Here is a 23,948-nt window from a genome sequence, read left to right as displayed (position 1 = left end):
ATAGTCCATGGATAGGGAGTGGTAGATGTCAACGTTGCTGATTAATAAGTTATCCGGATTGTACTTAGGGGCAGAGCTTGAAACGATCGCCGGCGTGATTAGCGGTATTAATGGCAAGCAATCGGCCCAACAATTGTTAGTGCATAGTGGGCATGCTGAGGGTGATGTACAGGCTGACCCTAAACACCACGGCGGGCTCGATCGAGTGCTTCATCATTTCCCCCGTGAGCATTATGGTCAGTATCGGCGTTGGGATTTAATCACCCAGCTCGAAGATGCCCCCACTATGGGAGAAAATATCAGTACAGTTGGGCTTAACGAAACTCAGGTAAATATTGGTGATATTTTGCAAATTGGTGCCGTAAGAGTGCAGGTGACCCAGCCCCGCTCACCTTGCTTTAAGCTTAATCTGCAATTCGGTCATAAAGAATTTGCCTTGGCTATGCAACAGAGCCAGTTATGCGGTTGGTTCTATCGAATACTCACTCCTGGGGTAATCTATCTCAACGATAAGATTGAATTAGTTGAGCGCCGCACCGACATCAGCGTAGCAGAAGCGATGTCACTGTATTTCTCACCTACTTTCAATGTCGATGCCTATGAACGTTTAGCTTCCTGTGAGGGCTTAGCACAGAGTTGGGTTAATAGTTTGCGGCGCCGCTTAGCATTGCAAACAATAGAAGACTGGCAAATGCGTTTGTACGGAAATAATGCCAAATAAGTATTGATATTCAAAATGATAAAGTAGAGATAATTTCATGATAGAGCCCGTGAAAAAGAGCGATAAGGATTTTGGTTTACTGGTGTATGCCTCAAGTTTTGTAGGATATCTCGTGCCGTTAGGATCAATCCTTGGGCCATTAATTATCTGGCTAATGAAGCGCGAAGAGTCGATATTTGTCGATCAATGTGGCCGTAGTTGTCTGAACTTTAAGTTGAGCCTGCTGATTTATGTGATCATCAGTGGCGTATTAGCGTTTGTGGGTATCGGTTTTATTTTTTTAGCCATACTGGGCATATTAGATCTAGTGTGTACTGTGCTGGCAATAATTAAAGCCAGCGAAGGTAAAGTGTATAAATACCCACTGACAATTAAATTTATTTCAATGGATTAATAGCGTTATTACGTGAAATAAAAACGCCTTAGATATTGCTATCTAAGGCGTTTTTATGCAGTAAGAATAGAGCAAAAAGCAGGTATTACACCTTAAACTTGGCCACTAGAGAATCTAATCGATGCGACAGTTGACTCAAGGCTAAACTCGCTTGCGCTGCAGCTTGTGCTGTATCTGCCGTGCGCTGAGTAATGTCGTTGATTTCAGTGAAGTTACGGTTAATATCTTCAACAACGGTAGATTGCTCTTCTGTCGCGGCAGCGACTTGGATATTCATGTCGCTAATCAGGCCAATTCTATCGCTAATACCAATCAAAGATTGGCTGGCTTCATCGACAGCCACCACACCTTCATGTGAGCGGGTGCGGCTTTGAGCCATCGCATTCACTGCGCGGCTAGCTTCCGATTGCAGCTTGTCGATCATGCCTTGCACTTCGTTGGTTGATGCCGCAGTCCGTGATGCTAAGTTCCGGACTTCATCGGCAACAACGGCAAATCCGCGTCCTGCCTCACCTGCGCGCGCTGCTTCAATGGCAGCGTTGAGAGCGAGTAAGTTAGTTTGTTCAGAGATTGCACGGATCACATCTAAAATGCCTCCGATGGATTTAGTGTGCGTCGCGAGCGACTCAATCACTTCACCCACTTGGCCAACGTCTTTTGATAATTGGTTAATGGTATCTCGAGCGCGAGTCACGACAACTTGGCCAGTGCTGGCTTCAGTATCGGCATCTCTAGCGGCAACCGCGGCTTGGGCGGCATTGCTGGCTATTTCGTTAACCGTGGCACCCATTTCGTTAATGGCGGTAACCACCATAACAGTGCGATCTTTTTGCTCGTTGCTGTCATCCAGCGTTTGCTGTGCTTGGTTAGACACATCTTTAGCTGAAAAACCGAGCTGCTCGCTAGTTTCGGCAACTTCAATCACAGTCTCTTGGATTTTGCTGATAAAGCTATTAAATCCTTTTGCCAGTTGAGCTATTTCATCTTCACCATTAACGGGTAAGCGTTGGCGTAAGTCACCTTCACCTTCACCTATATCACGGAACATTGCTGCAATTTGTGTAATAGGGCGGCTAACTGAGCCGGCAACTAATACGGCCAGAGCAATAAAGCCTGCGGCAATGAATAGCGTCCACATTAAAATTTGATAGGCGGCATCAGTTAATAGTGCAAAGACTTCAGCTTTAGGCACTTGTGCGACGAGGTACCAATCCATTGAGGCGATATAACTGCTGGCGACCAGCATCTCTTCGCCATTGATCGTGGTAGTGATCAGATTGAAATCACTGCGATTTAATAATGAACTTGAATTATCTCCTTTGTATAGGCTGCTTAAGTTGCTCTTACCAATTTGGCTCGGATCGGGGTGAAGTTGAACTCCTCCCTTAGCATCAACTAAGTAGATAAAACCCGTTTTTTCAATCTTAAACGAGTTCAGTAAATTCACCATATCATCAAGTGATTTTGCCAGCCCTACTAAGCCGCGACCATTAGGCTGCTGATAGTTAATAAAAAGTTTAACTTCACCATTGGCCTCGGTAAATACGTTTAACATTCGCTCTTGACCGCTATCGCGATAACCAAAAAACCAATCGTCTGGCCCTGGGACGAGTAAACGTAAAAAGCCATCTTGAGTGTAATAAGCCGCAGTTTCTTTGTCTGCGTAGGAGGTCTGCACTAATTTATATTGGCGAGAAATATCTTTCAGCTCGGCAACGACAATGGCTTCTTTGTCCTGCGGTCGACCGTCTTCTAGCCATTGCAGTAACATACGGCTGTTGGCGAGTTGTTCTGCAGCATTCATTAAGGTGGAAATGTCGAGATCGATCTTATTACGGATCTGCATCATCAAGCTAGGCAGTTCCGAACCCAACATACGTTGCTCGACCACATTTTTAGCGCTGCGCTGGCTTAACACACCGACAAGGATGGTCGACAGTAGTACCGCAAATGTAACAGTTAGCAGAATTTTCTGCTTAATGGTGAGGTTATTAAATATCATAAATATCAATATGCCTTTGTTGGACTATTGTAAGTTAGCGGTCGACGCACCGTGTACGATAATTATTATCGGACAATAATGTTAAAAGTTAACTTTAGTCTAGATTGGTTGGTTAATAAAACAGCGTTAGCAAGGCTTTTTAGCCTAACTTATTGCTATTGAAGTAGATCTTATTATGTAGAGTATAGACGGAAATACAGCGGTGTTTAGAACTGACTCTTTTTATGCCGCGATTGTGGCTAATGTAGTGAGCAAGGGCAAGCTAAAAGAGTGAATTATTCGTGTTTTAGGTAAGAAAAAGGCGTCAATTTCGACGCCTTGGTTCACATATTTATAATAATTTATTACATATTAGGGTAGTTGGGTCCACCACCACCTTCTGGGGTTACCCAAGTAATATTTTGGCTTGGGTCTTTAATGTCGCAGGTTTTACAGTGAATACAGTTTTGCGCATTAATCACAAATTTGGGCTGACCCGCCTCTTCGATAACTTCATATACACCTGCAGGGCAATAGCGTTGTGCTGGCTCATTAAATTGAGTGAGATTAATACCCAATGGAATATTGCTGTCTTTTAGGCGTAAATGGCAGGGCTGATCTTCCTCATGGTACGTGCTCGATAGATAAACTGAGGACAATTTGTCAAAACTGAGCTTGCCATCTGGTTTCGGATAATCAATCTTGTTGTAAGCACTGACTGGCGCCATTTGTGCATAATCAGGCTGTTCATCACGCAATGTTATTGGGAATCTTCCACCAAACCAGTTTTGATCAATATAGTTGAAGGCACCACCTAAGTAAGTGCCAAACTTATGCATGGCAGGGCCAAAGTTGCGCGATTTGTATAATTCGTCGTGCAGCCAACTTTCTTCTATATGAATTTGGAAACAATCAAGATCTTTACCGCCTTCGACCCCCGCCATCATGGCTTTGCCTAAGGTTTCTGCAGCGACAATACCGCTTTTCATCGCAGTGTGAGTGCCTTTGATTTTAGCAAAGTTCAAGGTGCCTGCATTGCAGCCTATGATTAGGCCGCCAGGGAAACTCATCTTAGGCAGTGAGTTTAAACCGCCTTTAGTGATTGCGCGTGCGCCATAGCTAAGACGTTCGCCACCAGTTAAATATTTGGCGATCACAGGGTGAGTTTTGTAACGCTGAAATTCATCAAATGGGCTAAGATGCGGATTCTTATAGTTCAAATCGATAATAAGCCCAACCGCAATTTGGTTGTCTTCCATATGATAAAGGAAGCCGCCGCCAGATGAGCCCTCGGTTAATGGCCAGCCCCCAGTGTGAACCACTTTACCTAGCTCATGTTGCTCGGCAGGGACCTTCCAAATTTCTTTGAAACCTAAGCCATAATGTTGAGGTGTTTTACCATTATCTAAATGATATTTTTCGATCAGTTGCTTACCTAAGTGGCCACGGCAACCTTCAGAAAAGACAGTGTATTTTGCATGTAGCTCCATACCCGGCATATAACTGTCTTTCGGTTTGCCATCGGCGCCTATGCCCATATCGCCAATCAAAATACCTTTAACGCTATTATCGTCGTTAAACAGTAATTCACTTGCCGCAAAACCTGGGAATATTTCAACGCCGAGCTCTTCTGCGCGGCCCGCAAGCCAGCGTGACAGGTTACCGACACTGATAATAAAATTACCGTCGTTGTGCATCGTTTTTGGCACAAAAGCATTCGGCATGACTTTGCCATCGGTGGCAGAGTTCAATAAATAGATTTCGTCTTGAGTGACAGCATTTTTTACTGGGGCATCTTTTTCGCGCCAGTCGCTAAATAGCTCACTAAGGACTTTTGCTTCGAACACTGCGCCAGACAGGATATGTGCACCCACTTCTGAGCCTTTCTCAACCACGCAGACAGTAATTTCTTTACCTGAATCCTGTGATATTTGCATTAATCGACACGCAGTTGCTAAGCCCGCTGGACCTGCACCCACGATCACAACATCGAATTCCATTGATTCGCGTTCCATTAGTTCACCTCTTCCTTTACGTTTCCCCGATTTCTATCGAGTGTTGTCGTTTGTAAACGGGCGTTTTATTGTTTGTACCACCTTACCTGAAAATAAGATAAGGTCACAGTGGATTAAGCCATTGTTGAGTCTTCTTGAGTACAAATCTTAAGGTGAGGGCTGTCACAGATTATTCACGCTAGTGAAGTTTAGATAAATAAATACCTGTTTAGGGGTATAGCTAGTGAGTACTTTCGGCCTATAATCATCGGCGACGGTTCTCCGAGCTTGCCTGCCTAAGTTGAAAAATATGGAGGTGTAGCCGTGGTAATAATGCCACCGGGGCGGGATAAGAAATGCTCTCGCCTCCCACACTTGGAAAGGTGATCATGTCTCAATTACAAGACAGCTTTGGTCGAAAATTTCACTATTTACGCATGTCAGTTACTGACGTTTGCAACTTTAAATGCAGTTATTGCCTCCCCGACGGTTATCATCCTGATGGCAAGCCTAAATTCTTATCGCTTAATGAGATAGAAAATCTCGTTTCTGCATTTGGTCAAGTCGGCACCCAAAAAATCCGCATTACTGGTGGTGAACCTACCCTGCGTAAAGACTTCACCGATATTATTCGTGTGGTAGCCGACAATCGTGATATTAAAAATATCGCAACTACTACTAACGGTTATCGACTCGAAAAACATGCCAAAGAATGGTTTGATGCGGGTCTACGCCGTATCAATGTCTCTGTGGATAGTTTAGATCCTAAAATGTTTTACCAGATCACTGGCGAGAATAAATTCGACGAAGTGATGCGGGGCATTGATGCTGCTCTGACGGCTGGTTTTGAGCGCGTAAAGATTAACGCCGTACTGCTTAAAGGCTTAAATGATAAAGATTTACCCCGCTTTTTGCATTGGATTAAAAATACACCCATCGATTTACGTTTCATCGAGCTGATGGAAACGGGCCTTGGCCGTGAGTATTTTGAAGCCCACCATTTAGCGGGAGCAGATATTAAAGCCCAGTTATTGGCGGATGGTTGGCATTTAGATACGCCGAGCGCCGATGATGGCCCTGCGCAAAACTTTAGCCGCAGCGATTACAAGGGGCGTATTGGTTTGATCATGCCCTATGCCAATAATTTCTGTGCGAGTTGCAATCGTCTGCGAGTCTCGGCTAAGGGTAAGTTACATTTATGCCTCTTTACCGAATCAGGTGTCGATTTACGTGATTTACTGCAGCACTCCAGTCAACAAGCAGAATTGATCGAGCGTTTGCACGGTCAATTAGCCCAGAAGAAAGAAACCCATTATTTGCATCAAGGCATCACGGGTGTGACTCAGCATCTTGCCTCAATTGGCGGTTAGAGCAGGATTTTCGTTCTTTCACCGTTGATTTAGCGCGGGTATCAGTCTAATTTTCCTTGCACTTTGTTTTGACTTCACATTAAAGGATCGCTCCAATGAGCAATGTATTTACTCATATTAATGCCGATGGCAATGCCCATATGGTTGATGTAACCGAAAAAGCGGTCACCGAGCGTGAAGCCCGTGCAGAAGCCTTTATTGAGATGGCAAGCACTACCCTAGAAATGATTATGAGTGGTAGCCACCATAAGGGTGATGTGTTTGCGACCGCGCGTATTGCGGGTATCCAAGCGGCTAAAAAAACCTCAGATCTTATTCCTCTATGTCATCCACTCATGCTGACTAAGGTTGAGGTTGATTTAGAGGCGCAGCCTGAACATAACCGCGTGCGGATCACTAGCCTATGCAAATTATCCGGTAAAACCGGCGTAGAAATGGAAGCCTTAACCGCGGCCTCTGTGGCGGCGTTAACTATCTACGATATGTGTAAAGCGGTGCAAAAAGATATGGTGATTTCCCAAGTGCGCTTACTGGAAAAACGTGGCGGTAAGTCGGGACATTTTAAGGTTTAGCGGATCAAAAACGAGAGAAAATTATGATTAACGTGTTGTTTTTTGCTCAAGTTCGAGAATTATTAGGCACGGCCAAGTTAAGTGTAGAGGCGAGCGAGCAAACGCAAACTGCCGAAGCACTACGGGCAATGCTAGCGGTTACTGACGAAAAATGGGCAAAAGTATTAACCTCAGATAAGTTGCTGGTGGCAGTAAACCAAACCATGAGCCAGTGGGATGCGCCTATTAAAGATGGCGATGAAGTCGCTTTCTTTCCACCCGTCACCGGAGGCTAATATGCGTTTATTACCCGCAGTGCGAGTGCAAGAGGTCGACTTTAATGTGCCTGATGAATATCGACAATTAATCCAAGATGATAGTGATGGTGCCGTGGTGACCTTCGTCGGTAAAGTGCGTGATTTTAATGATGGCGCCGCCGTAACAGACTTAACTTTAGAGCACTATCCCGGTATGACAGAAGCCATACTCGAACAGATCGTTGTTGAAGCGCGTAGTCGTTGGCCGGTTAATAAAGTCACCGTTATCCACCGTGTTGGTACTATGGCATTAGGTGAACAAATCGTATTTATTGGCGTAACGAGTGCCCATCGTAAAGCCGCTTTTGCTGCCTGTGAGTTCTTAATCGACTTTTTAAAAACCAAAGCGCCATTCTGGAAATTAGAAGCTGGCGCTCAAGGCCAAAGTTGGGTTGAGGCGAAAGATGCCGATGAACAAGCTGCTAAGCTGTGGCAGCACAAAGACTCGTTGTAATCAGTCGCCGGGCAAGCGCTGTGTTTACAAGTGCTGGCTCAACGTGAACATGGCCTAAGGTGATCCCATGCAGAGTTTAACCCGTTTGTTCCATACTCTTGGTTTTACATTTTTGCTTTGCTTATCTATGGTGCCATTAGCGAGTCAGGCAGCGGATAACGCGCCTATTCCTGCGATTGCAGCCGCTGCCAATATTAAGTTTGCGCTGGATGATATCGTTAAAAACTTCACCGCAGAAACAGGCCTTAAAGTACGGGTGTCTTACGGTTCATCGGGCAACTTCGTTGCGCAAATTCAGCATGGTGCGCCGTTCGAAATGCTACTTAGCGCCGATGAGCGTTATATTGCTGAGCTGAATAAAGTTGGTTTTACCCAAGACGAGGGAGTGATGTACGCCATTGGCCGTTTAGCTTTAGTTGCGCCAAAAAAGTCCCCCCTCACATTAGATATTGAACTTAATGGGCTAAAAACATTACTGGCATCGGGTAAGATTGAGCGGTTTGCGATTGCCAATCCCGATCACGCACCCTATGGTGAAAGCGCCCGTGAGTTATTGAAAAAGTTCGGTTTATGGGATGATATGCAAACCAAGTTGATTTTAGGTGAAAATGCCGCTCAAGCGGCACAATTTGCGGTGAGTGGCTCAACTCAGGGCGGAATTATTCCGTTATCATTGGCAATGGCACCGCAGTTTCAAGCATTAGGTCACTACGTGGCGCTACCTGCAAAGTTCCATACTCCGCTTTACCAACGTATGGCGCTTATGCCTAAAGCGAGCTCAACCGCTGAGCGTTTCTATCAATATCTGCAGTCTGATGCTGCCCGTGCCGTATTCACTCAATACGGTTTTGGTTTGCCAGTAAGTTAAGGATTTAAATGGATTGGCAGGCACTGTGGTTATCGGTAAAGCTCAGTAGTATTACAGTATTAGTGTTGATCCCTCTCGCAATACTCGCAGGGCGAGCGTTGGCTTACCGCCAGTTTGTCGGTAAATCTTGGGTTGAGGCATTGATTATGGTGCCCTTAGTGTTACCGCCTACCGTGATTGGTTATTATTTATTAGTTGGGCTTGGTAGCCAAAGCTGGTTAGGACAGTGGATTGAGCAACTGTTCGGCCAGCAGTTAGTGTTTCATTTCTCTGGGCTTGTTTTAGCTTCCGTCATCGTCAATATTCCCTTTGCAGTACAACCAATACAGCGCGCTTTTGAAGCTGTGCCTAATGATGTTCGTGATGCGGCAGCCTGTTGCGGTATGAGTCGGCTTAAAATTCTGCTTAAGATTGAATTGCCTATGGTGTGGCCAGGCGTATTGACTGCACTCGTGTTGTGTTTTTCCCACGTGTTAGGGGAGTTTGGTGTTGTGCTTATGATGGGCGGTAATATCGCTGGTGAGACTAAGACTATTTCAATTGCTATCTACGACAGTGTGCAAGCCTTTGACTTTAATGCGGCTGGTATTATGTCGTTAGTATTATTGCTGTTTGCCGTCACGGCGTTAGCGCTGACCACTAGTTTATCGCGGCGCTTAGGAGGTCAGCGTGGCGCAAATCATCGCTGATCTGCATTGCCAGATCCATAATTATAAACACATCAAACTCAATGCTGATTTTCGCTGCAAAGCGGGTGAAGTGTTAGCTGTGGTCGGCCCTTCTGGCGGCGGAAAAACGACGCTATTAAGGATGATAGCAGGGTTAAACCATCCCGATATTGGGCAGATAAATTTTGGTGCAAAGCCTTGGTTTGATAGCGAAACCCGCATCGCCTTGAGCCCACAGCAACGCCATATTGGTTATATGCCACAGCATTTTGGCTTATTTCCTAATCTCACCGCCTTAGAAAATGTGATCGCAGGGCTTGATCATATACCTAAGGCTGCGCGCATCCCACGTGCAAAAGACTGGCTCGAACGAGTGAATTTGCACGGTTTACCCGATAGATTACCCGCACAGTTATCCGGTGGACAGCGGCAACGCGTTGCTTTGGCACGAGCATTAGCCCGTGAACCGTCGGTTTTGTTGTTAGATGAACCTTTTTCTGCGGTAGACAGGGAAACTCGGGAACGTTTGTATCTTGAGCTTGCTCGCCTCAAAGAGCAGTTATTATGCCCAGTTATCATGGTTACCCATGATTTAAATGAAGCTTTGTTACTGGCCGATTCGATGATTTTGATTAGCCAAGGACAGATGCTACAACAGGGTGCGCCCTTTGATGTATTGTCGCGGCCACGCAACGAAGCCGTTGCAAGGCAAATGGGGCTGAGAAATATTTTTGACGGTGAAGTCGTCTTCCAAGACGATACTAAAAATTTAACCTGGCTTAAATTCGGTGAGCAGCTCATTGCCTGTGATTATGGTAAAAATTTAACGGTAGGCTCACGTGTTCGTTGGGCGATTCCTAATCAGGGTATCCGCTTTAATTCGATTTCTAACAGACGTTTATGCCGTAGCTTTAATAAGTTGGATGTCACCATCGACACTATGTTAGTGATGGGTGAATCCGTACGGCTTATTTGTTATGTCACCGGCACTCAGTTACAACTCAATACTGAAGTCTCGTTGCATTTTGCCCAAAAGCTTGCACTCGCTAAAGGAATGCAAACTACAGTGGCGCTAAAATCAGAGCAAATTCATATTTTAGAATAACCTAGATGATCAAAGCTTAATCTTGTTTCCATCGGTGTTTCAGCTGGCATTAGGTAGACTTAACGCATTAGCCATCACATGATTGCTATTAGGCTTGGGAGTTGGCCGCCGAGTCGATACAGCAATGCCATTGTTTAGCTATTTTATGGTCAAATTTAAGTTGAAATAGTCGTAAAGTGATTTTATATCCAGTAACAAATGATTGCGTGGGCTAGCTAGAGGCTGAATGCAGCAATAATAGGCTCCATCGACTTCTAGTAGCTCGTCCCATAAGATACAACTTAGCTGATTTATAGGGAGGAGCCATGAGATTATGGTTGCTAGGATTCATGTTGGTATCTGGGATTGCTAGTGCGGCCCAGAGCATGTATTCGATGTTTGCGGCGGGTGATTATGTTCAACCGCTGAGCGTTATGCAGCAGATTGAAAAAGGGTTCTCTGGCGTGATAGCCGAATTTGAGATGGAGACGCAAGAGGGCGAGTTAGTCTACCAATTTGAGCTGATTAACCCTTTAGCTAATTCTATAACGCGGTTTGAATATCGTGCCCGTGATGGCAAGTTACTGAAACAAAAGGCAAGCAAAGTCAGTGCTGATGATCTGGCTGAGGTTGAGGCCGCACGTTTGATTGCCGCAAAAAATCAAACATTTTCAGGCATAATCGCGAAGGCGATTAAAGAACGTAAGGCTTTTTTGACCGAAGCAAAATTAGATCACGACTTAGGTATCAGTTACTTAGAGCTTAAATTGTTGGATGATACGGGTAAGTTTAAATTGGCTTTCGATGTTGATAATTTACGCCCATTACCTTTACTCCAATGGGATTAACCCCCTAAATTTATTGCCCATATTTAACATTGAGGAGCGCAACATACAGATGAAAATACTTTTAGTAGAAGATGATGCGACGACGATTGATTACATCGTCAAAGGATTTCTCGAGCAGGGCCACAATATCGAAACCGCCAGTGATGGCCATCAAGGTCTATCATTGGCGACCAGCAGTCAGTATGACTTAGTGATCCTCGACCGTATGTTACCCCAGCTCGATGGCCTAAAATTACTCGCCGCCTTAAGGGCAACGGGTAATCAAACTCCAGTATTGATTTTATCAGCCTTAGCGCACGTCGATGAGCGAGTAAAAGGCTTGCGTGCAGGTGGCGATGATTATATGACTAAGCCATTTGCCTTCTCTGAGCTGCTGGTACGCGCCGAAAAATTGATGCACCGTGGTCAGTCTGTGCCTGTGACGACGGATCTCGTGGTCGGTAGTTTAAAGATGGAGTTACTGACCCGTAATGTGACGTTAGATGGACAAGAGCTGCTGCTGCAACCCAAAGAGTTCCAGCTACTCAAGTATTTGATGGAACATGCAAATCAAGTCATTAGTCGGACTTTGTTATTCGAAGCTGTGTGGGATTATCATTTTGATCCACGCACTAACGTGATTGATGTGCATATCGCCAAGTTACGCCGTAAATTTGAAGAGCTAGGCCATGGTGAATTGATTGAAACCGTTAGAGGAGCGGGTTATCGCTTACGACAAAGGCATTAAGCCTTACCAGAGCAGCGCCTGGCGTATCACAATTGTCTTTTCGACCTTAGTGACTGTGATCATTGGGGCGCTGTTATTTACGCTTTATCGACAGTTGATTATCGAGCAACAGTACCAAGTAACGCAGTCTTTAGAGTCTGAGACTCAGCGTTATCAGCAACTTGCCCTAACGGTTGATCGCCGTAGTTTTGCCGCTCAAATCCGCGCCGCCGATCCACAAACCGCTCTGATCGCTTGGCGTGATAGTTACGATATGGTTGGCGCTTTAAGTTTTATGCCCGAAGACATGCCCATGTTGCCGCAAACGCGGGACTTCCCTATTTTAACCGGTGGTCCAGACAAACTGCATATTCTTACTGGTGGCCTAGTGATGACCCGTTACGGCCCAGTACTCATTGCGACCCGTACCGATAACTTAGCCACTTTAATTGATAAGTTTATCAGTGCCGCTGCCACGGCAGTCATGCTTACCATAGTGTTGACCTTAGCGTTTGGCTATCTATTTTCTAAGGCAATTTTACGCCGATTGGTGCAATACAATCGTTTAAGTGAGCAGATTGAACGCGGCCATTACGATACTCGTTTACCCTTGAGTTGGCGTCAGGATGAATTTGATATGCTGGCGCTACAGTTTAATAACGTGCTAGATATTCTCGAAAATAACCTGTTGGCAGTGCGCGGTGCGACCGACAATATTGCCCACGATTTACGTACTCCACTATCCCATATTCGTATTGGCCTTGAAGAATTAGCGAGCAAGCCCAGTGATGAGATTAGCGAAGGTTGCGCCATTTTGACCGAGGAACTCGATCATTGTTTGGCGACATTTGATGCCATGTTGTCGCTCACCCGTATTGAAGAGGGCCAGCAGACACTCGATTTACAAGAGCTTAGCTTAGCGCAACTTTGTACCGACTTATTGGATATGGCCGATGCCGTAGCTGAATCCAATGAGCAAACCTTGAGCTTATCTTTATTGTCTGATTATAAAGTGTTTGGCGATAAGTATTTATTATTCCAAGCGTTATATAACCTTGTCGATAATGCGATGAAGTATTCAGGCCAAGGTGCACGCATAGAGATAGTCCAGTCTGGCCCACAAATTCAGATCCGCGATAATGGTCCAGGTATCCCTGACGACAGTAAAGAAAGAGTGTTCGAACGTTTAGTGCGCCTCGATCCTAGCCGGCATTTGCAGGGCACTGGATTAGGATTATCTATGGTCAAAGCGATTCTCTCACGGCACAATGCTAAAATTACTCTCACGGATAATCATCCCGGCTTAGTGGTTACTATTACCTTTTAAGCTGATACCCCACCTTTTAAACGCCGAGCATCCCATGTATCGAATCATAGCCGATGAGGCTGATTTTATTATTATTTCCAAATCAGCCAATGTTCATTTCCATAGTCAAGACGGCGCTGCTGGCGTAGTAGCGCAGGCTGAACAAGATCTCGGTATTAAGCTTTTTGCCGTGCATAGACTCGATACGCCTACCTCTGGCCTATTAATTTTAGCTAAGAGTGCAGTTGCCGCCAGACAATTTACTGAGTTGTTTACCGCCCATAAAGTGCAAAAATATTATCTTGCCCTTGCTACAGGTAAACCGAAAAAGAAGCAAGGCTGGGTGATTGGTGATATGGCAAAGTCGCGTCGCAGTATGTTTAAGTTATTACGGACAATAGATAATCCCGCAATTACGCAGTTTTTTTCCTTGAGTGTTGGCGAGGGAGTACGCTTATATTTGCTTAAACCGCACTCAGGTAAAACCCATCAATTACGAGTCGCCTTGGCAAGTTTAGGCGTGCCGATTTTGGGTGATGCCTTGTACGGTGACGCGGTTGCCGATCGCTGCTATTTGCATGCCTATTGCTTACATTTTCGCTATGGCGATGCGATTACTGGCTGGCGTGATTATACTTATAGGGATTTACCGACCCAAGGTGAGCATTTTACGACGGATAATATTACAGAAGCGCTAGTGGCGTGGCACGAGCCCGATACGTTAGCTTGGCCTACTAAAGGAGATTAGTGCAACACCACTATTTTAAGCAAAGTTTAACCCGCTGGGTAGAGACGATCTCGGCTAGCTAACTTTTAGGTACTGGGCTTTTAGTGCTTATGGCTAAGCTGATGCATGCATAGCTAAACGGATACTTTAAGATACTCAATATCAGATGATATCGGTGTTAAAAACACACATTTATCATATTTCAGCTTTCGTTTGAAACTTCAATCTCACTAAAGTGATTGCAAATTCTGAGGCTTACTGCGAAATTAGTCATGAATATTAGGATTTAAGTGATTTTAAGGAGATGCGATTATGGATACAAACAAACTACTTTTAGTGATTATTGCCATTTTACTGCCACCCGTAGGTGTATTTTTAAAGGCGGGAGCGGGAAAGGATTTGTTGATCAACATCGTCCTTTGTTTAATTTTTTGGTTTCCGGGTCTGTTGCACGCGCTTTGGGTGGTGACGAAGGACTAATTCCAATCGCAATGCAGGTTGAACGATAGTTATTAAAATATAAAAAAGCGCAATAACATTGCGCTTTTTTGCGTTTTAAACCAATTGGTTTAGTCAAAGAGTAACTTGTCGAATCTTATGGTGTTTGATAAACCATTTAGTAATGGGGAACTGTTTTTTTAATTGGGTAAGGTCGATGATAGTGACTTTTTAATCTCATTATTTTTGTTGTTTGTATCGTTATTAGAGGGCTCTTGAGCTGCTGTTGTTTGAGTGCGCGCTTTCGATTGTCGACCCGTAGGTGGGGGGCTATAATCGCGCCCTTTAATATTGTAATCCTATTGGCGGCATAATGAATCGCAAAAAAAAGATTAATCAAACCTTGAAAAACAAGGCAAAAAAGGCCAATGCTAAACTGCAATCGAGCAATAAACCTCAATATATTACCAAAGCGGATAGGGCTGCATTAGTCAATACAGAGCCAACGGAGTTGCATGTTGTTGGCTCTGCCATCGTTGTATCCTAAGTGCTCTTTGTTATTGATTAAATAGCGGCTAGAGCAAAGCGGTTGCCAGTAGATAGCCGACGGTTGATGCCGTACCCACGCCAATAAAGCCTGGAATAATAAAGCTGTGGTTAATAATGAACTTACCTATTTTTGTGGTACCTGAACGGTCAAAGCCGATACAGGCTAAATCACTTGGATAGGTTGGCAGTACAAAATAACCGTAACTGGCTGGTAGGAAAGCAATTAAAAGTTTTGGATCAACGCCAAGTGCCAGTCCCATCGGCGCAATAGCTGTGAGTGCTGCCGCTTGGCTGTTAACCAGTTTAGAGATTAAAAACAGCACTAACGCATAGGTCCAAGGCTGGTTTTGTACTACATGTGACAGGTTTTCCTGTAGCACATCCATATGGCTGATGAAAAAGGTATCACTCATCCATGCCACACCAAATACCGAAAATATCGCCACCATACCCGCTTTAAATACGGGGCCGTTAGAGATGCTCGCTGGTTTAACTTTGCAGGTCATCAGGATAAATGCCCCTGCAATTAACATCATCATCTGGATGACTAAGTTCATCGATAATAAAGTGGATTTACCTTTAACTTCAAAGGCGGGTCGCAGTTCGCTAAAGGAGCCTAGCAATACCACGGCGGCAATAGCGACAAAGAAAATCCCCGTCGCCCAGTAAGATTCTTTCGGAAAGCGCTGATTTAACAAGGTTTCGCTTTTGTCATAGATAAAGGCTCTTTGAACGGGATCTTTAATACGTTCTTGAAATTCCTCGTCCTTATCTAAATCTTTGCCACGACGTAGGCTCCAAAGTGCGGCGGCCATCACGCCACAAAGTGATGCAGGTACTGACACCATTAAAATTTCGAGCAGGTTATAGGAGCGTCCTACACCTTGCTGCGCGGCAAGGATGGATACCATAGACACCACAGCGACCGACACGGGCGAGGCACAAATCGCCATTTGTGAAGCAATAGACGCTACCGCCATTGGGCGTTCTGGGCGGATATTTTTCTTCAGCGCGATATCAGAAATAATCGGGAACATAGTGTAAACCACGTGGCCCGTACCGCAGAGGAAGGTCAGCGTCCACGTTGTTAATGGCGCCAGTATGGTGATGTATTGTGGATGACGGCGCAGTAGACGCTCGGCAAATTGCATCATCACATCTAAACCGCCAGCCGTTTGTAATACCGATGCGCAACCAATGACCGCTAAAATAGTTAACATCACTTGCACTGGCGGTTGCCCAGGTGCTAAGCCAAATACAAAAATCAGTAAAAAAAGACCAATGCCGCTGATAAGGCCCAGTCCCATACCGCCATAACGTGTACCTAACAACAAGCAGCTAAGTACAATTATAAATTCCATTAAAATCATTTGATTTACCTCTGCGGAATCTACCGCTTAGCGAGTCGTTGAGTGATTGAATATCTTTAGAATCATTCTGCTAAGTAAAAATGTAGAAAAAGTTGCGCTGGCGCATGGTGTTAATAAAAAAGTACATGAGATTTGTTAGGAATTTGATCTGGCGCTAGAAACTCACTGGGATAAGTTGCATTCTGGTTAATAAGTTTGATGGGCGAGTCCATGATTAGGGCTTATTCGGTTTATAAAAATGATAATACTCAAGGATACTTAAGTGAAACCGACCACTTTTAATACCGAAGCCTTCGATGAATGGATCCGTAGTCGTTTTGTGGAGCTTAATTCCGAGCTTGAGCTGCGTTATTACCAACAAAGCGATCGCGCCAACGTGCTCGATATTGGTACTGATATTAAGTTGGCCCTCGAAACTGAAGGGCGAGATTTGATTAAGATACTACTCGATGAAGGCAATACCGATGAAGGCTTCGACAGCGCCTTTGATTTACTCGGTAATGTGGGTTTGTATATGGCGGCGTGTCGGCGCCATGAAATTACCGAGCCCTCGCGGGAAACTACATCGCCATTAATTGAAGCCTCTGCGCTCGCCATGCATATTGGCGCTTCAATAGGCGTCACGCCGCGCTTTGCTACCGCCCATTTAACCACTCACAATCGGGCTCATAATGGTATTTACAAACGCTTTACCGATCTTCCCGATGAAAAGCTGTTCGTGGATTACAACACTAAGGGCATCTTGGCCTATAAACGCGCGGCCGACGCATTGTTAAAAATCCAACCGTTAGGTATTTCCCATCCTATTAGCCACGATTTACTGCGAGTGGCTAAACAAGCCTTGCTGGATGTGATTGAGTCGAACAGCCAATTATTTCATCGCTTAGATGCCGATCGCTTTTTTTATTGCGTTCGGCCTTATTACAAACCTTATCGCGTGGGCTCGGTGATTTATCGTGGTGCCAACGCAGGGGATTTTGCGGGCATTAATGTCATCGATTTAACTTTAGGTCTTTGTTTTGCTAACGAAGCCTCCTATTCGCAAATGCTGGTGGATAAGTTTTTATACATGATGCCGGAGGATCAACAAATATTGCGCGAATGTATGCGTAGGCCGAATTTAATGGATGATTTTCTGCAGGCAAAAGACAGTTCAAGCCAAGCTTGGTATCAAGAAAACTTAAGTCTGTTTATTGAGGTCTGTGAATTACATGGCGAGACTGCGATTCAACATCATAATGAACTCGTGATCAAATATATTGCCGAGCCAGCGACCACGATGGAACAACAACATCTAGCCAAAGTGACCGCCAGCGGCCCACCGTTGCAGATGTTACTCGATGCGTTAGAGCGGCTTAGAGATCGGCGCGCCGCCGCAAAACGTAGCGATATTCGTACCCGCTATTACGATTTAAATCACCTAAAAAATAGTTTGAGGTCACGGGATGTTTAACGATTTTAAACAGGATTTTTGCCTCACCAGAGCGGGATATTTGTTGAATCATTCCGTTGGGCGGCCGCTCAAGTCGACCGAACAAGTTTTTAAAGGTGCCTTTTTTGCACCTTGGCAAGACTCAGGGCGTGAACCTTGGACGCAATGGTTGGGTGTGATTGAGGATTTTACTTCTGCGTTATCCAAACTGTTTAATGGTCAGCAAAAGGATTTTTGCCCGCAGGTGAATCTGTCTAGTGCGCTGACTAAAATCGTCATGTCACTCGAGCGATTAAACCGCGAGCATGCAGTGGTATTGATGAGCGAGATTGATTTCCCCAGCATGGGCTTTGCCCTTAAAAAAGCCTTGCCCGCCAGTTGTGAAGTACGCTTTATTCCTAAAAATCTCGATATTACCGATCCTAATGTGTGGGACGCGCACATTAGCAGTGATGTTGACTTGGTGTTTGTTAGCCACGCTTATTCCAATACGGGTCAACAGGCACCGCTGGCAAACATTTTTGCCATAGCAGGGGATCGCGGATGTTTAAGCTTGGTCGATGTGGCGCAATCGGCAGGCATTATTTCGCTAGATTTGGCGTTATTACAACCTGACTTTTTAATCGGATCAAGTGTGAAATGGCTCTGCGGTGGCCCCGGTGCTGCTTATCTTTGGATTAACCCCGCCATATTAGAGCATTGCCAACCAAAGGATGTGGGCTGGTTTAGCCATGAGAACCCCTTTGAGTTTAATATTCACGATTTTCGTTATCGCCATAGTGCGCTGCGTTTTTGGGGCGGTACGCCATCCATTGCGCCTTATGCCATAGCCGCTCACAGCATCCATTATTTTGCTGGTTTAGGTGCGTCCTTGTTACGTAAATATAACCAGCAGTTGATTGATGTGGTTGTGCAAGAGTTCGATAGTGAGCTTGTATCCCCGCGGGATGCCGAAAAGCGTAGTGGCACATTAGTATTACAGTTTGGTGAGCAGCAGGCGCAAATAATGGCGGCATTAACCAATGCGAATATCAGTGTCGATTCGCGCAGTATGGGGATCCGTATTTCACCGCATATCTATAACGATATGGCCGATATCAAGCTGTTACTTGATGTGATTAAAGCCAATCGCTAAGCGGATAAATAGTATGCCCAAACCCATATGCTTGGGCATACTGCCTTAGAGTCGTTTACGCTTGAGCCGCCTTTATTTAAGTTAACCAACAAAGGCAAGCTAATATCGGCAATCTCGGGCTTGATACCCATCTTCAGTGCGGTTCTTAAGGTCACAGGTAAGGTAGCCAATGACGATGTGGTACCCAGTGCCGTCACTGCGGGTTCTAGGGCAAAGCGCCAAAATTGTTTGACCCCTTGCGTGCCCCCGCCAATCCAAGCGTAAAAGGTAGACCCCACAGTGAGATAAATAAAACAGGCGACCATAAACAGGCCAACGGCGCGGGCAAAGGTAACCACGAGCTGCGGGGCTTGGCTGGCCATTGTCGAGGCAAAATAGACACCCAGCACCAAGGGGACAGCTACCATAATGGTCGAGACAATCTTCATGATAAAGGTATTGAAACTGCCGAGACTTTTCTGCCGTCTTCCCCAGATTGACCTATGGCAATCCATGCAATTACCGACATGATAATGAGCGCTAAGATATTGGATTTGGATAATAAATCTGAAAAGTCATTGGTAGTCAGCAGACCAACAAAATCCATCTTCTCCGCCGTATCGCTAATGGTTTGATTAAGATCGAGAGTGACGCCTTGAGCGGGATAGAAAAACAAGGCCAGCCCAATAATGCCAACCGCGGAGATAATCGCCATCACAATCGACACCGCCATGGAGGAGTCTTATTACTGTAAAGATACGGTCTTCAACAATCACTTTCCAATAACTGAAAATGCAAAAAAGATTTACTCTGTGCTTAAAGACTAATTCTTGCCGACTCAACAAAAAAAGCCCCGACGAGTCGGGGCTTGATCAATTTGCCAGTAAGGATTACAAGCTGTAGTACATTTCAAACTCAAGTGGGTGAGTTGTACGTGCTACACGCTCTGCTTCTGCCGTTTTCAGTACGATATAAGACTGGATAAAATCTTCACTGAACACGCCGCCTTTAGTCAGGTAGTCATGGTTAGCTTGTAGATTCTCAAGGGCGTTTTCTAAAGACGTAGCCACTTGTGGGATTTCTGCCGCTTCTTCTGGAGGCAAGTCATACAAGTCTTTGTCCATTGCTTCGCCTGGGTGGATCTTGTTTTGAATACCATCAAGGCCCGCCATCAACAACGCAGAGAAACCTAAATAAGGGTTTGCATGTGGATCGGGGAAGCGTGCTTCGATACGACGGCCTTTAGGGCTGGGTACCACAGGAATACGAATTGATGCGCTACGGTTACGGGCAGAGTACGCCAACATAACAGGTGCTTCAAAATGGGGCACCAAACGCTTGTAAGAGTTAGTGCTTGGATTAGTGAAGGCGTTTAACGAGCGAGCATGCTTGATGATGCCGCCAATAAAGAATAATGCCATTTCACTTAAACCTGCGTATTTGTCACCAGCGAACAAGTTAACGCCATCTTTAGCTAAAGATAGGTGAACATGCATACCGCTACCGTTGTCGCCAACGATAGGTTTTGGCATAAATGTTGCCGTCTTGCCGTAAGCGTGCGCCATGTTGTGCACGACATACTTTAGAATTTGGATTTCATCGGCTTTTTTAGTGAGTGTGTTAAAGCGAGTGGCGATTTCGTTTTGACCCGCAGTCGCTACTTCGTGGTGATGGGCTTCAACCACTTGGCCTAACTCTTCTAATACTAAGCACATCGCGCTACGTAAATCTTGTGATGAGTCAACGGGTGCAACTGGGAAGTAGCCGCCTTTAGTAAATGGACGGTGGCCTGTGTTGCCGCCTTCGTAGCTAGTAGCTGAGTTCCATGCCGCTTCTTTCGCATCAATTTTCACGAAACAACCTGACATATCAGTGCCAAAACGCACGTCGTCAAATAGGAAAAATTCTGGCTCTGGACCTACTAATACAGTGTCAGCGATGCCAGTAGAGATTAGGTAAGCTTCAGCTCTTTTAGCGATTGAACGTGGGTCGCGATCGTAACCCGTCATAGTACCGGGTTCAAGAATGTCACAACGCAGTAGCGCAGTGGTTTCTTCGGTAAAAGGATCAAGCATGAAAGTGGTTGGATCTGGCATCATCACCATGTCTGATTCGTTAATACCCTTCCAGCCTGCGATAGAAGAACCGTCAAACATTTTGCCATCTTCAAAAAAGTCGGCATTGACTTGATGGCTAGGAATAGATACGTGCTGCTCTTTACCTTTAGTATCGGTAAAGCGTAAATCGACAAATTTAACTTCTAACTCTTGAAGTTGCTGTAAAACTGATTCAACTGACGACATTCTCAAACCTCCGGTAGGGTAAAGGGAGAGCCCTTCTATAATTTTTTTAACTCAAACATTGATGTTGAGCCAAACTGACAAGCTTTAAAGCGATATCTATGCCAACAATATAACCTATTGATTATCATCAATTATAATCTATATCATTTGTTGCTGGTTTTGTGCTTGCACCTTAATGGTGCTTTAGTTTGTAGCATTTCAGTGCATAAGCCCATTTTGGTGCGCACTATATTGACTCATATCAACGGCACCGAGATAAGCATTCTTAGATAGACGCTCTATATAAACACTCTGAGCTGGCTAGATGCCTTCTGACGATGATGAGTGTGGCTTCGTTTGTTCAACTATGCCACGTATCGAGAGGGAAATAAGGGTTTATCATCATGTTATTAAGCATTAATTTGTTTTCCTGCGCTAAATGTCTTTGCTGTTTGCTGGCCGTGAGAAATACATCATGCCTAATTGCCGTTAGGGCGGTAATCATGTTCGCCTTTGCAATACTGAGTGGTTGAGCGCTTTAGGCGCTTAATATGATACTGGTGCTAAGGTTTTTTGACGAAAGCTTAGTGGAAGGATTGGAAAAAACTGAGTTACATTCAGTGGCTGTTTAAATTGTCGCCACTTATTACTGTTTTATGTGTTAAAGGCATCAAATTCATTACCTTAACTCTATTTTTTACGATAGAAATAGTCATCAAGTCATGCTTTTACTGTGGCTCTAGGGGATTTAACTCAATGGGATATTGAGGGAAACAAGCCAAGGTTTGATTGATTTTTATATAAGTGTTCAAAAATAATCCTGTGCGCCAAGGCCGCTCTGGAGTAGAATGGCACGCTTTTTATTATGGAGGATCCAATAAGATCTCCATAACGAATTACTGAAATATCCCTATTTTTGTTTGATGGTAAGAGGTTTATCCGTGCTAGAGAATTTACGTAACATCGCCATTATTGCACACGTTGACCATGGCAAAACGACCCTGGTAGACAAGTTGCTGTCACAGTCAGGTACCCTTGAATCCCGAGGAGAAGCCACTGAGCGGGTGATGGACTCCAACGATCTTGAAAAGGAACGTGGGATCACGATTCTGGCAAAAAATACTGCCATCAAGTGGAACGACTACCGTATCAATATCGTTGATACCCCTGGCCACGCCGATTTCGGTGGTGAGGTTGAGCGTGTTCTGTCTATGGTTGACTCAGTATTATTGATAGTTGATGCCGTTGATGGTCCAATGCCACAAACTCGCTTTGTAACAAGAAAAGCGTTTGCTCAAGGCTTAAAGCCAATCGTTGTAATCAACAAGATTGACCGTCCAGGCGCTCGCCCTGATTGGGTTATCGACCAAGTATTCGACCTGTTCGACAACTTAGGTGCGACTGACGAGCAATTAGATTTCCCAATCGTTTATACTTCAGCGTTAAACGGTTACGCAACGTTAGATCCTGATGTCGTCAGCACTGAAATGACACCATTGTTCCAAACTATCGTTGAAAAAGTATCTTTCCCAGATGCTGACTCGGAAGGCGCATTCCAGATGCAAATTTCGCAAATCGATTACAACTCATATGTGGGTGTTATCGGTATTGGTCGCATCAAGCGTGGTAGCGTAAAACCTAACCAACAAATCACTTTGATTGGCGCTGATGGCAAAACTCGTAACGGTAAAATTGGCCAAGTATTAGGTTACATGGGTCTAGACCGTACCGAAATTGACATCGCTAACGCGGGTGATATTGTTGCGATTACGGGTTTAGGCGAACTGAAAATTTCTGACACTATCTGTGCCGTTGGTACAGTAGAAGCGTTGCCACCATTGACTGTTGATGAACCGACTCTGACCATGACTTTCCAAGTCAACACTTCACCTTTCGCGGGTAAAGAAGGTAAGTATGTCACTTCACGTAACATTCTTGAGCGTCTGCAAACAGAATTAGTCCACAACGTGGCATTGCGTGTTGAAGAAACAGAAAGTCCAGATCGCTTCCGTGTTTCAGGCCGTGGTGAATTGCATTTATCAATCCTAATTGAAAACATGCGTCGCGAAGGTTTCGAGTTAGCCGTATCACGTCCAGAAGTTATTCTGAAAACCATCGACGGTGAATTGTGTGAGCCATTCGAAACGTTGACTGTTGACGTTGAAGAAGAAGATCAAGGCGGTGTGATCGAGAAGCTAGGTACGCGTAAAGCTGAAATGAAAGACATGCAGCTTGACGGTAAAGGCCGTGTGCGTATCGATTTCGTTATCCCAAGCCGCGGTTTAATCGGTTTCCAAACTGAGTTCATGACAGCGACTTCTGGTACTGGCTTAATCTACCATTCATTTGATCATTATGGTCCGCACAAAGGTGGCGATATTGGTCAACGCGCTAACGGCGTATTGGTTTCTAACGCAACGGGCAAGGCTTTGACCTTCGCACTGTACGGTCTACAAGATCGTGGTCGTCTCTTTATTGGCCATGCCGCTGAAGTATACGAAGGCCAAGTGGTTGGTATTCATGCTCGCTCAAACGATCTGACAGTTAACTGTCTGAAAGGCAAGCAGCTGACTAACATGCGTGCATCTGGTACTGACGAAGCTCAAGTACTGACTACGCCAATCACCATGACACTTGAGCAAGCGCTTGAGTTCATCGATGATGATGAATTAGTTGAAGTGACGCCAAAGAATATTCGTATTCGTAAGAGACACTTGACTGAAAACGATCGTAAGCGCTTTAACCGCGGTTAATGCCAGCCTGTTAATTCAGGT

The 23,948-nt window shown here is 44.9% G+C and carries 22 protein-coding genes, 1 pseudogene and 1 riboswitch; of the genes and pseudogenes, 18 read left to right on the top strand and 5 right to left on the bottom strand.

Annotated elements, in window-relative coordinates:
* The first annotated feature begins 25 nt into the window (after positions 1-25).
* Positions 26-721 carry an MOSC domain-containing protein gene (locus ACRN9H_RS06525; RefSeq protein ID WP_432306032.1) on the top strand — a complete coding sequence of 232 codons (696 nt, stop codon included), beginning with the start codon at positions 26-28 and terminating at the stop codon, positions 719-721.
* Positions 722-758: 37 nt separating this feature from the next.
* Complete coding sequence (locus ACRN9H_RS06520) at positions 759-1,115, top strand: DUF4870 domain-containing protein (protein WP_220771982.1); 357 nt, start codon at positions 759-761, stop codon at positions 1,113-1,115.
* A gap of 85 nt (positions 1,116-1,200) precedes the next feature.
* Here ACRN9H_RS06520 and ACRN9H_RS06515 read toward each other — a convergent pair whose 3' ends face one another.
* Together ACRN9H_RS06515 and ACRN9H_RS06510 are read right to left on the bottom strand one after the other, a co-directional pair.
* Positions 1,201-3,117, bottom strand: a complete 1,917-nt coding sequence (locus tag ACRN9H_RS06515; protein ID WP_263188100.1) for a methyl-accepting chemotaxis protein — start codon at positions 3,115-3,117, stop codon at positions 1,201-1,203.
* Between the two features lie 344 nt (positions 3,118-3,461).
* The gene (locus ACRN9H_RS06510) at positions 3,462-5,111 is read right to left on the bottom strand and encodes an electron transfer flavoprotein-ubiquinone oxidoreductase (RefSeq protein WP_432312989.1); all 1,650 of its coding nucleotides are present in this window, start codon (positions 5,109-5,111) and stop codon (positions 3,462-3,464) included.
* Positions 5,112-5,358: 247 nt separating this feature from the next.
* Positions 5,359-5,492, top strand: a riboswitch (molybdenum cofactor riboswitch).
* Here ACRN9H_RS06510 and moaA point away from each other — a divergent pair.
* The 13 genes from moaA (at position 5,480) to ACRN9H_RS06445 (ending at position 14,974) form a co-directional block, all read left to right on the top strand.
* Complete coding sequence (moaA, locus tag ACRN9H_RS06505) at positions 5,480-6,460, top strand: GTP 3',8-cyclase MoaA (RefSeq protein WP_432312988.1); 981 nt, start codon at positions 5,480-5,482, stop codon at positions 6,458-6,460. Its footprint overlaps the riboswitch before it by 13 nt.
* 95 nt (positions 6,461-6,555) lie before the next feature.
* Entirely contained in the window at positions 6,556-7,032 is a 477-nt protein-coding gene (gene moaC, locus ACRN9H_RS06500; protein WP_006079755.1) for a cyclic pyranopterin monophosphate synthase MoaC, read from the top strand.
* A gap of 23 nt (positions 7,033-7,055) precedes the next feature.
* Complete coding sequence (moaD, locus tag ACRN9H_RS06495; RefSeq protein ID WP_432312987.1) at positions 7,056-7,307, top strand: molybdopterin synthase sulfur carrier subunit; 252 nt, start codon at positions 7,056-7,058, stop codon at positions 7,305-7,307.
* Between the two features lies 1 nt (position 7,308).
* Positions 7,309-7,782: a molybdopterin synthase catalytic subunit MoaE gene (moaE, locus tag ACRN9H_RS06490; RefSeq protein ID WP_432312986.1), complete on the top strand. Its 474-nt coding sequence runs from the start codon at positions 7,309-7,311 to the stop codon at positions 7,780-7,782.
* Between the two features lie 67 nt (positions 7,783-7,849).
* Positions 7,850-8,650 (top strand): molybdate ABC transporter substrate-binding protein, encoded by an 801-nt coding sequence (gene modA, locus ACRN9H_RS06485; RefSeq protein WP_432312985.1) that lies wholly within the window; start codon positions 7,850-7,852, stop codon positions 8,648-8,650.
* Between the two features lie 8 nt (positions 8,651-8,658).
* The gene (gene modB, locus ACRN9H_RS06480) at positions 8,659-9,339 is read left to right on the top strand and encodes a molybdate ABC transporter permease subunit (RefSeq protein ID WP_432306030.1); all 681 of its coding nucleotides are present in this window, start codon (positions 8,659-8,661) and stop codon (positions 9,337-9,339) included.
* Positions 9,320-10,423, top strand: a complete 1,104-nt coding sequence (locus ACRN9H_RS06475; protein ID WP_432312984.1) for an ABC transporter ATP-binding protein — start codon at positions 9,320-9,322, stop codon at positions 10,421-10,423. Before modB ends, ACRN9H_RS06475 begins: the two co-directional genes overlap by 20 nt.
* A gap of 305 nt (positions 10,424-10,728) precedes the next feature.
* Positions 10,729-11,250: a PepSY domain-containing protein gene (locus ACRN9H_RS06470; protein WP_432312983.1), complete on the top strand. Its 522-nt coding sequence runs from the start codon at positions 10,729-10,731 to the stop codon at positions 11,248-11,250.
* Positions 11,251-11,299: 49 nt separating this feature from the next.
* On the top strand, positions 11,300-11,977 hold the full coding sequence (locus ACRN9H_RS06465) for a response regulator transcription factor (RefSeq protein WP_220771971.1): 678 nt from the start codon (positions 11,300-11,302) through the stop codon (positions 11,975-11,977).
* A 49-nt stretch (positions 11,978-12,026) separates the two neighbouring features.
* Positions 12,027-13,283: an ATP-binding protein gene (locus ACRN9H_RS06460; protein WP_432313050.1), complete on the top strand. Its 1,257-nt coding sequence runs from the start codon at positions 12,027-12,029 to the stop codon at positions 13,281-13,283.
* Between the two features lie 34 nt (positions 13,284-13,317).
* Complete coding sequence (locus ACRN9H_RS06455; protein ID WP_432312982.1) at positions 13,318-14,010, top strand: TIGR01621 family pseudouridine synthase; 693 nt, start codon at positions 13,318-13,320, stop codon at positions 14,008-14,010.
* Positions 14,011-14,301: 291 nt separating this feature from the next.
* Positions 14,302-14,469, top strand: a complete 168-nt coding sequence (locus ACRN9H_RS06450; protein WP_076497175.1) for a YqaE/Pmp3 family membrane protein — start codon at positions 14,302-14,304, stop codon at positions 14,467-14,469.
* Positions 14,470-14,800: 331 nt separating this feature from the next.
* Complete coding sequence (locus ACRN9H_RS06445; RefSeq protein WP_432312981.1) at positions 14,801-14,974, top strand: DUF2986 domain-containing protein; 174 nt, start codon at positions 14,801-14,803, stop codon at positions 14,972-14,974.
* Positions 14,975-15,002: 28 nt separating this feature from the next.
* Here ACRN9H_RS06445 and ACRN9H_RS06440 read toward each other — a convergent pair whose 3' ends face one another.
* Positions 15,003-16,346, bottom strand: coding sequence for an anaerobic C4-dicarboxylate transporter (locus tag ACRN9H_RS06440; RefSeq protein ID WP_432312980.1), 1,344 nt, complete (start codon positions 16,344-16,346; stop codon positions 15,003-15,005).
* 262 nt (positions 16,347-16,608) lie between these two features.
* Between ACRN9H_RS06440 and ACRN9H_RS06435 the strand changes: the two genes are divergently transcribed.
* Positions 16,609-17,799 (top strand): PrnB family protein, encoded by a 1,191-nt coding sequence (locus tag ACRN9H_RS06435; RefSeq protein WP_432312979.1) that lies wholly within the window; start codon positions 16,609-16,611, stop codon positions 17,797-17,799.
* The gene (locus ACRN9H_RS06430) at positions 17,792-18,913 is read left to right on the top strand and encodes an aminotransferase class V-fold PLP-dependent enzyme (protein ID WP_432312978.1); all 1,122 of its coding nucleotides are present in this window, start codon (positions 17,792-17,794) and stop codon (positions 18,911-18,913) included. The genes ACRN9H_RS06435 and ACRN9H_RS06430 overlap by 8 nt, the downstream gene beginning before the upstream one ends.
* Before the next feature lie 56 nt (positions 18,914-18,969).
* Here ACRN9H_RS06430 and ACRN9H_RS06425 read toward each other — a convergent pair.
* Positions 18,970-19,631 (bottom strand): annotated as a pseudogene (locus tag ACRN9H_RS06425) (dicarboxylate/amino acid:cation symporter); the annotation flags it as partial.
* Positions 19,632-19,782: 151 nt separating this feature from the next.
* Positions 19,783-21,195 carry a glutamate--ammonia ligase gene (gene glnA / locus ACRN9H_RS06420; protein WP_432312977.1) on the bottom strand — a complete coding sequence of 471 codons (1,413 nt, stop codon included), beginning with the start codon at positions 21,193-21,195 and terminating at the stop codon, positions 19,783-19,785.
* A 920-nt stretch (positions 21,196-22,115) separates the two neighbouring features.
* Between glnA and typA the strand changes: the two genes are divergently transcribed.
* On the top strand, positions 22,116-23,927 hold the full coding sequence (gene typA, locus ACRN9H_RS06415; protein WP_432312976.1) for a translational GTPase TypA: 1,812 nt from the start codon (positions 22,116-22,118) through the stop codon (positions 23,925-23,927).
* Positions 23,928-23,948 lie beyond the last annotated feature (21 nt).

This window comes from Shewanella sp. MF08487 (genome assembly GCF_050848685.1).
In the GTDB taxonomy this organism is placed as follows: domain Bacteria; phylum Pseudomonadota; class Gammaproteobacteria; order Enterobacterales; family Shewanellaceae; genus Shewanella; species Shewanella glacialipiscicola.
This window is presented reverse-complemented; position numbering and strand designations above follow the sequence as displayed.

What these genes read in the sequence shown, in the direction of transcription:
- ACRN9H_RS06525 (WP_432306032.1), top strand. Translation starts at nt 26, where the DNA reads ATGTCAACGTTGCTGATTAATAAGTTATCCGGATTGTACTTAGGGGCA.
- ACRN9H_RS06520 (WP_220771982.1), top strand. Translation starts at nt 759, where the DNA reads ATGATAGAGCCCGTGAAAAAGAGCGATAAGGATTTTGGTTTACTGGTG.
- ACRN9H_RS06515 (WP_263188100.1), bottom strand. Translation starts at nt 3,117, where the DNA reads ATGATATTTAATAACCTCACCATTAAGCAGAAAATTCTGCTAACTGTT.
- ACRN9H_RS06510 (WP_432312989.1), bottom strand. Translation starts at nt 5,111, where the DNA reads ATGGAACGCGAATCAATGGAATTCGATGTTGTGATCGTGGGTGCAGGT.
- moaA (WP_432312988.1), top strand. Translation starts at nt 5,480, where the DNA reads ATGTCTCAATTACAAGACAGCTTTGGTCGAAAATTTCACTATTTACGC.
- moaC (WP_006079755.1), top strand. Translation starts at nt 6,556, where the DNA reads ATGAGCAATGTATTTACTCATATTAATGCCGATGGCAATGCCCATATG.
- moaD (WP_432312987.1), top strand. Translation starts at nt 7,056, where the DNA reads ATGATTAACGTGTTGTTTTTTGCTCAAGTTCGAGAATTATTAGGCACG.
- moaE (WP_432312986.1), top strand. Translation starts at nt 7,309, where the DNA reads ATGCGTTTATTACCCGCAGTGCGAGTGCAAGAGGTCGACTTTAATGTG.
- modA (WP_432312985.1), top strand. Translation starts at nt 7,850, where the DNA reads ATGCAGAGTTTAACCCGTTTGTTCCATACTCTTGGTTTTACATTTTTG.
- modB (WP_432306030.1), top strand. Translation starts at nt 8,659, where the DNA reads ATGGATTGGCAGGCACTGTGGTTATCGGTAAAGCTCAGTAGTATTACA.
- ACRN9H_RS06470 (WP_432312983.1), top strand. Translation starts at nt 10,729, where the DNA reads ATGAGATTATGGTTGCTAGGATTCATGTTGGTATCTGGGATTGCTAGT.
- ACRN9H_RS06465 (WP_220771971.1), top strand. Translation starts at nt 11,300, where the DNA reads ATGAAAATACTTTTAGTAGAAGATGATGCGACGACGATTGATTACATC.
- ACRN9H_RS06455 (WP_432312982.1), top strand. Translation starts at nt 13,318, where the DNA reads ATGTATCGAATCATAGCCGATGAGGCTGATTTTATTATTATTTCCAAA.
- ACRN9H_RS06450 (WP_076497175.1), top strand. Translation starts at nt 14,302, where the DNA reads ATGGATACAAACAAACTACTTTTAGTGATTATTGCCATTTTACTGCCA.
- ACRN9H_RS06445 (WP_432312981.1), top strand. Translation starts at nt 14,801, where the DNA reads ATGAATCGCAAAAAAAAGATTAATCAAACCTTGAAAAACAAGGCAAAA.
- ACRN9H_RS06440 (WP_432312980.1), bottom strand. Translation starts at nt 16,346, where the DNA reads ATGATTTTAATGGAATTTATAATTGTACTTAGCTGCTTGTTGTTAGGT.
- ACRN9H_RS06430 (WP_432312978.1), top strand. Translation starts at nt 17,792, where the DNA reads ATGTTTAACGATTTTAAACAGGATTTTTGCCTCACCAGAGCGGGATAT.
- glnA (WP_432312977.1), bottom strand. Translation starts at nt 21,195, where the DNA reads ATGTCGTCAGTTGAATCAGTTTTACAGCAACTTCAAGAGTTAGAAGTT.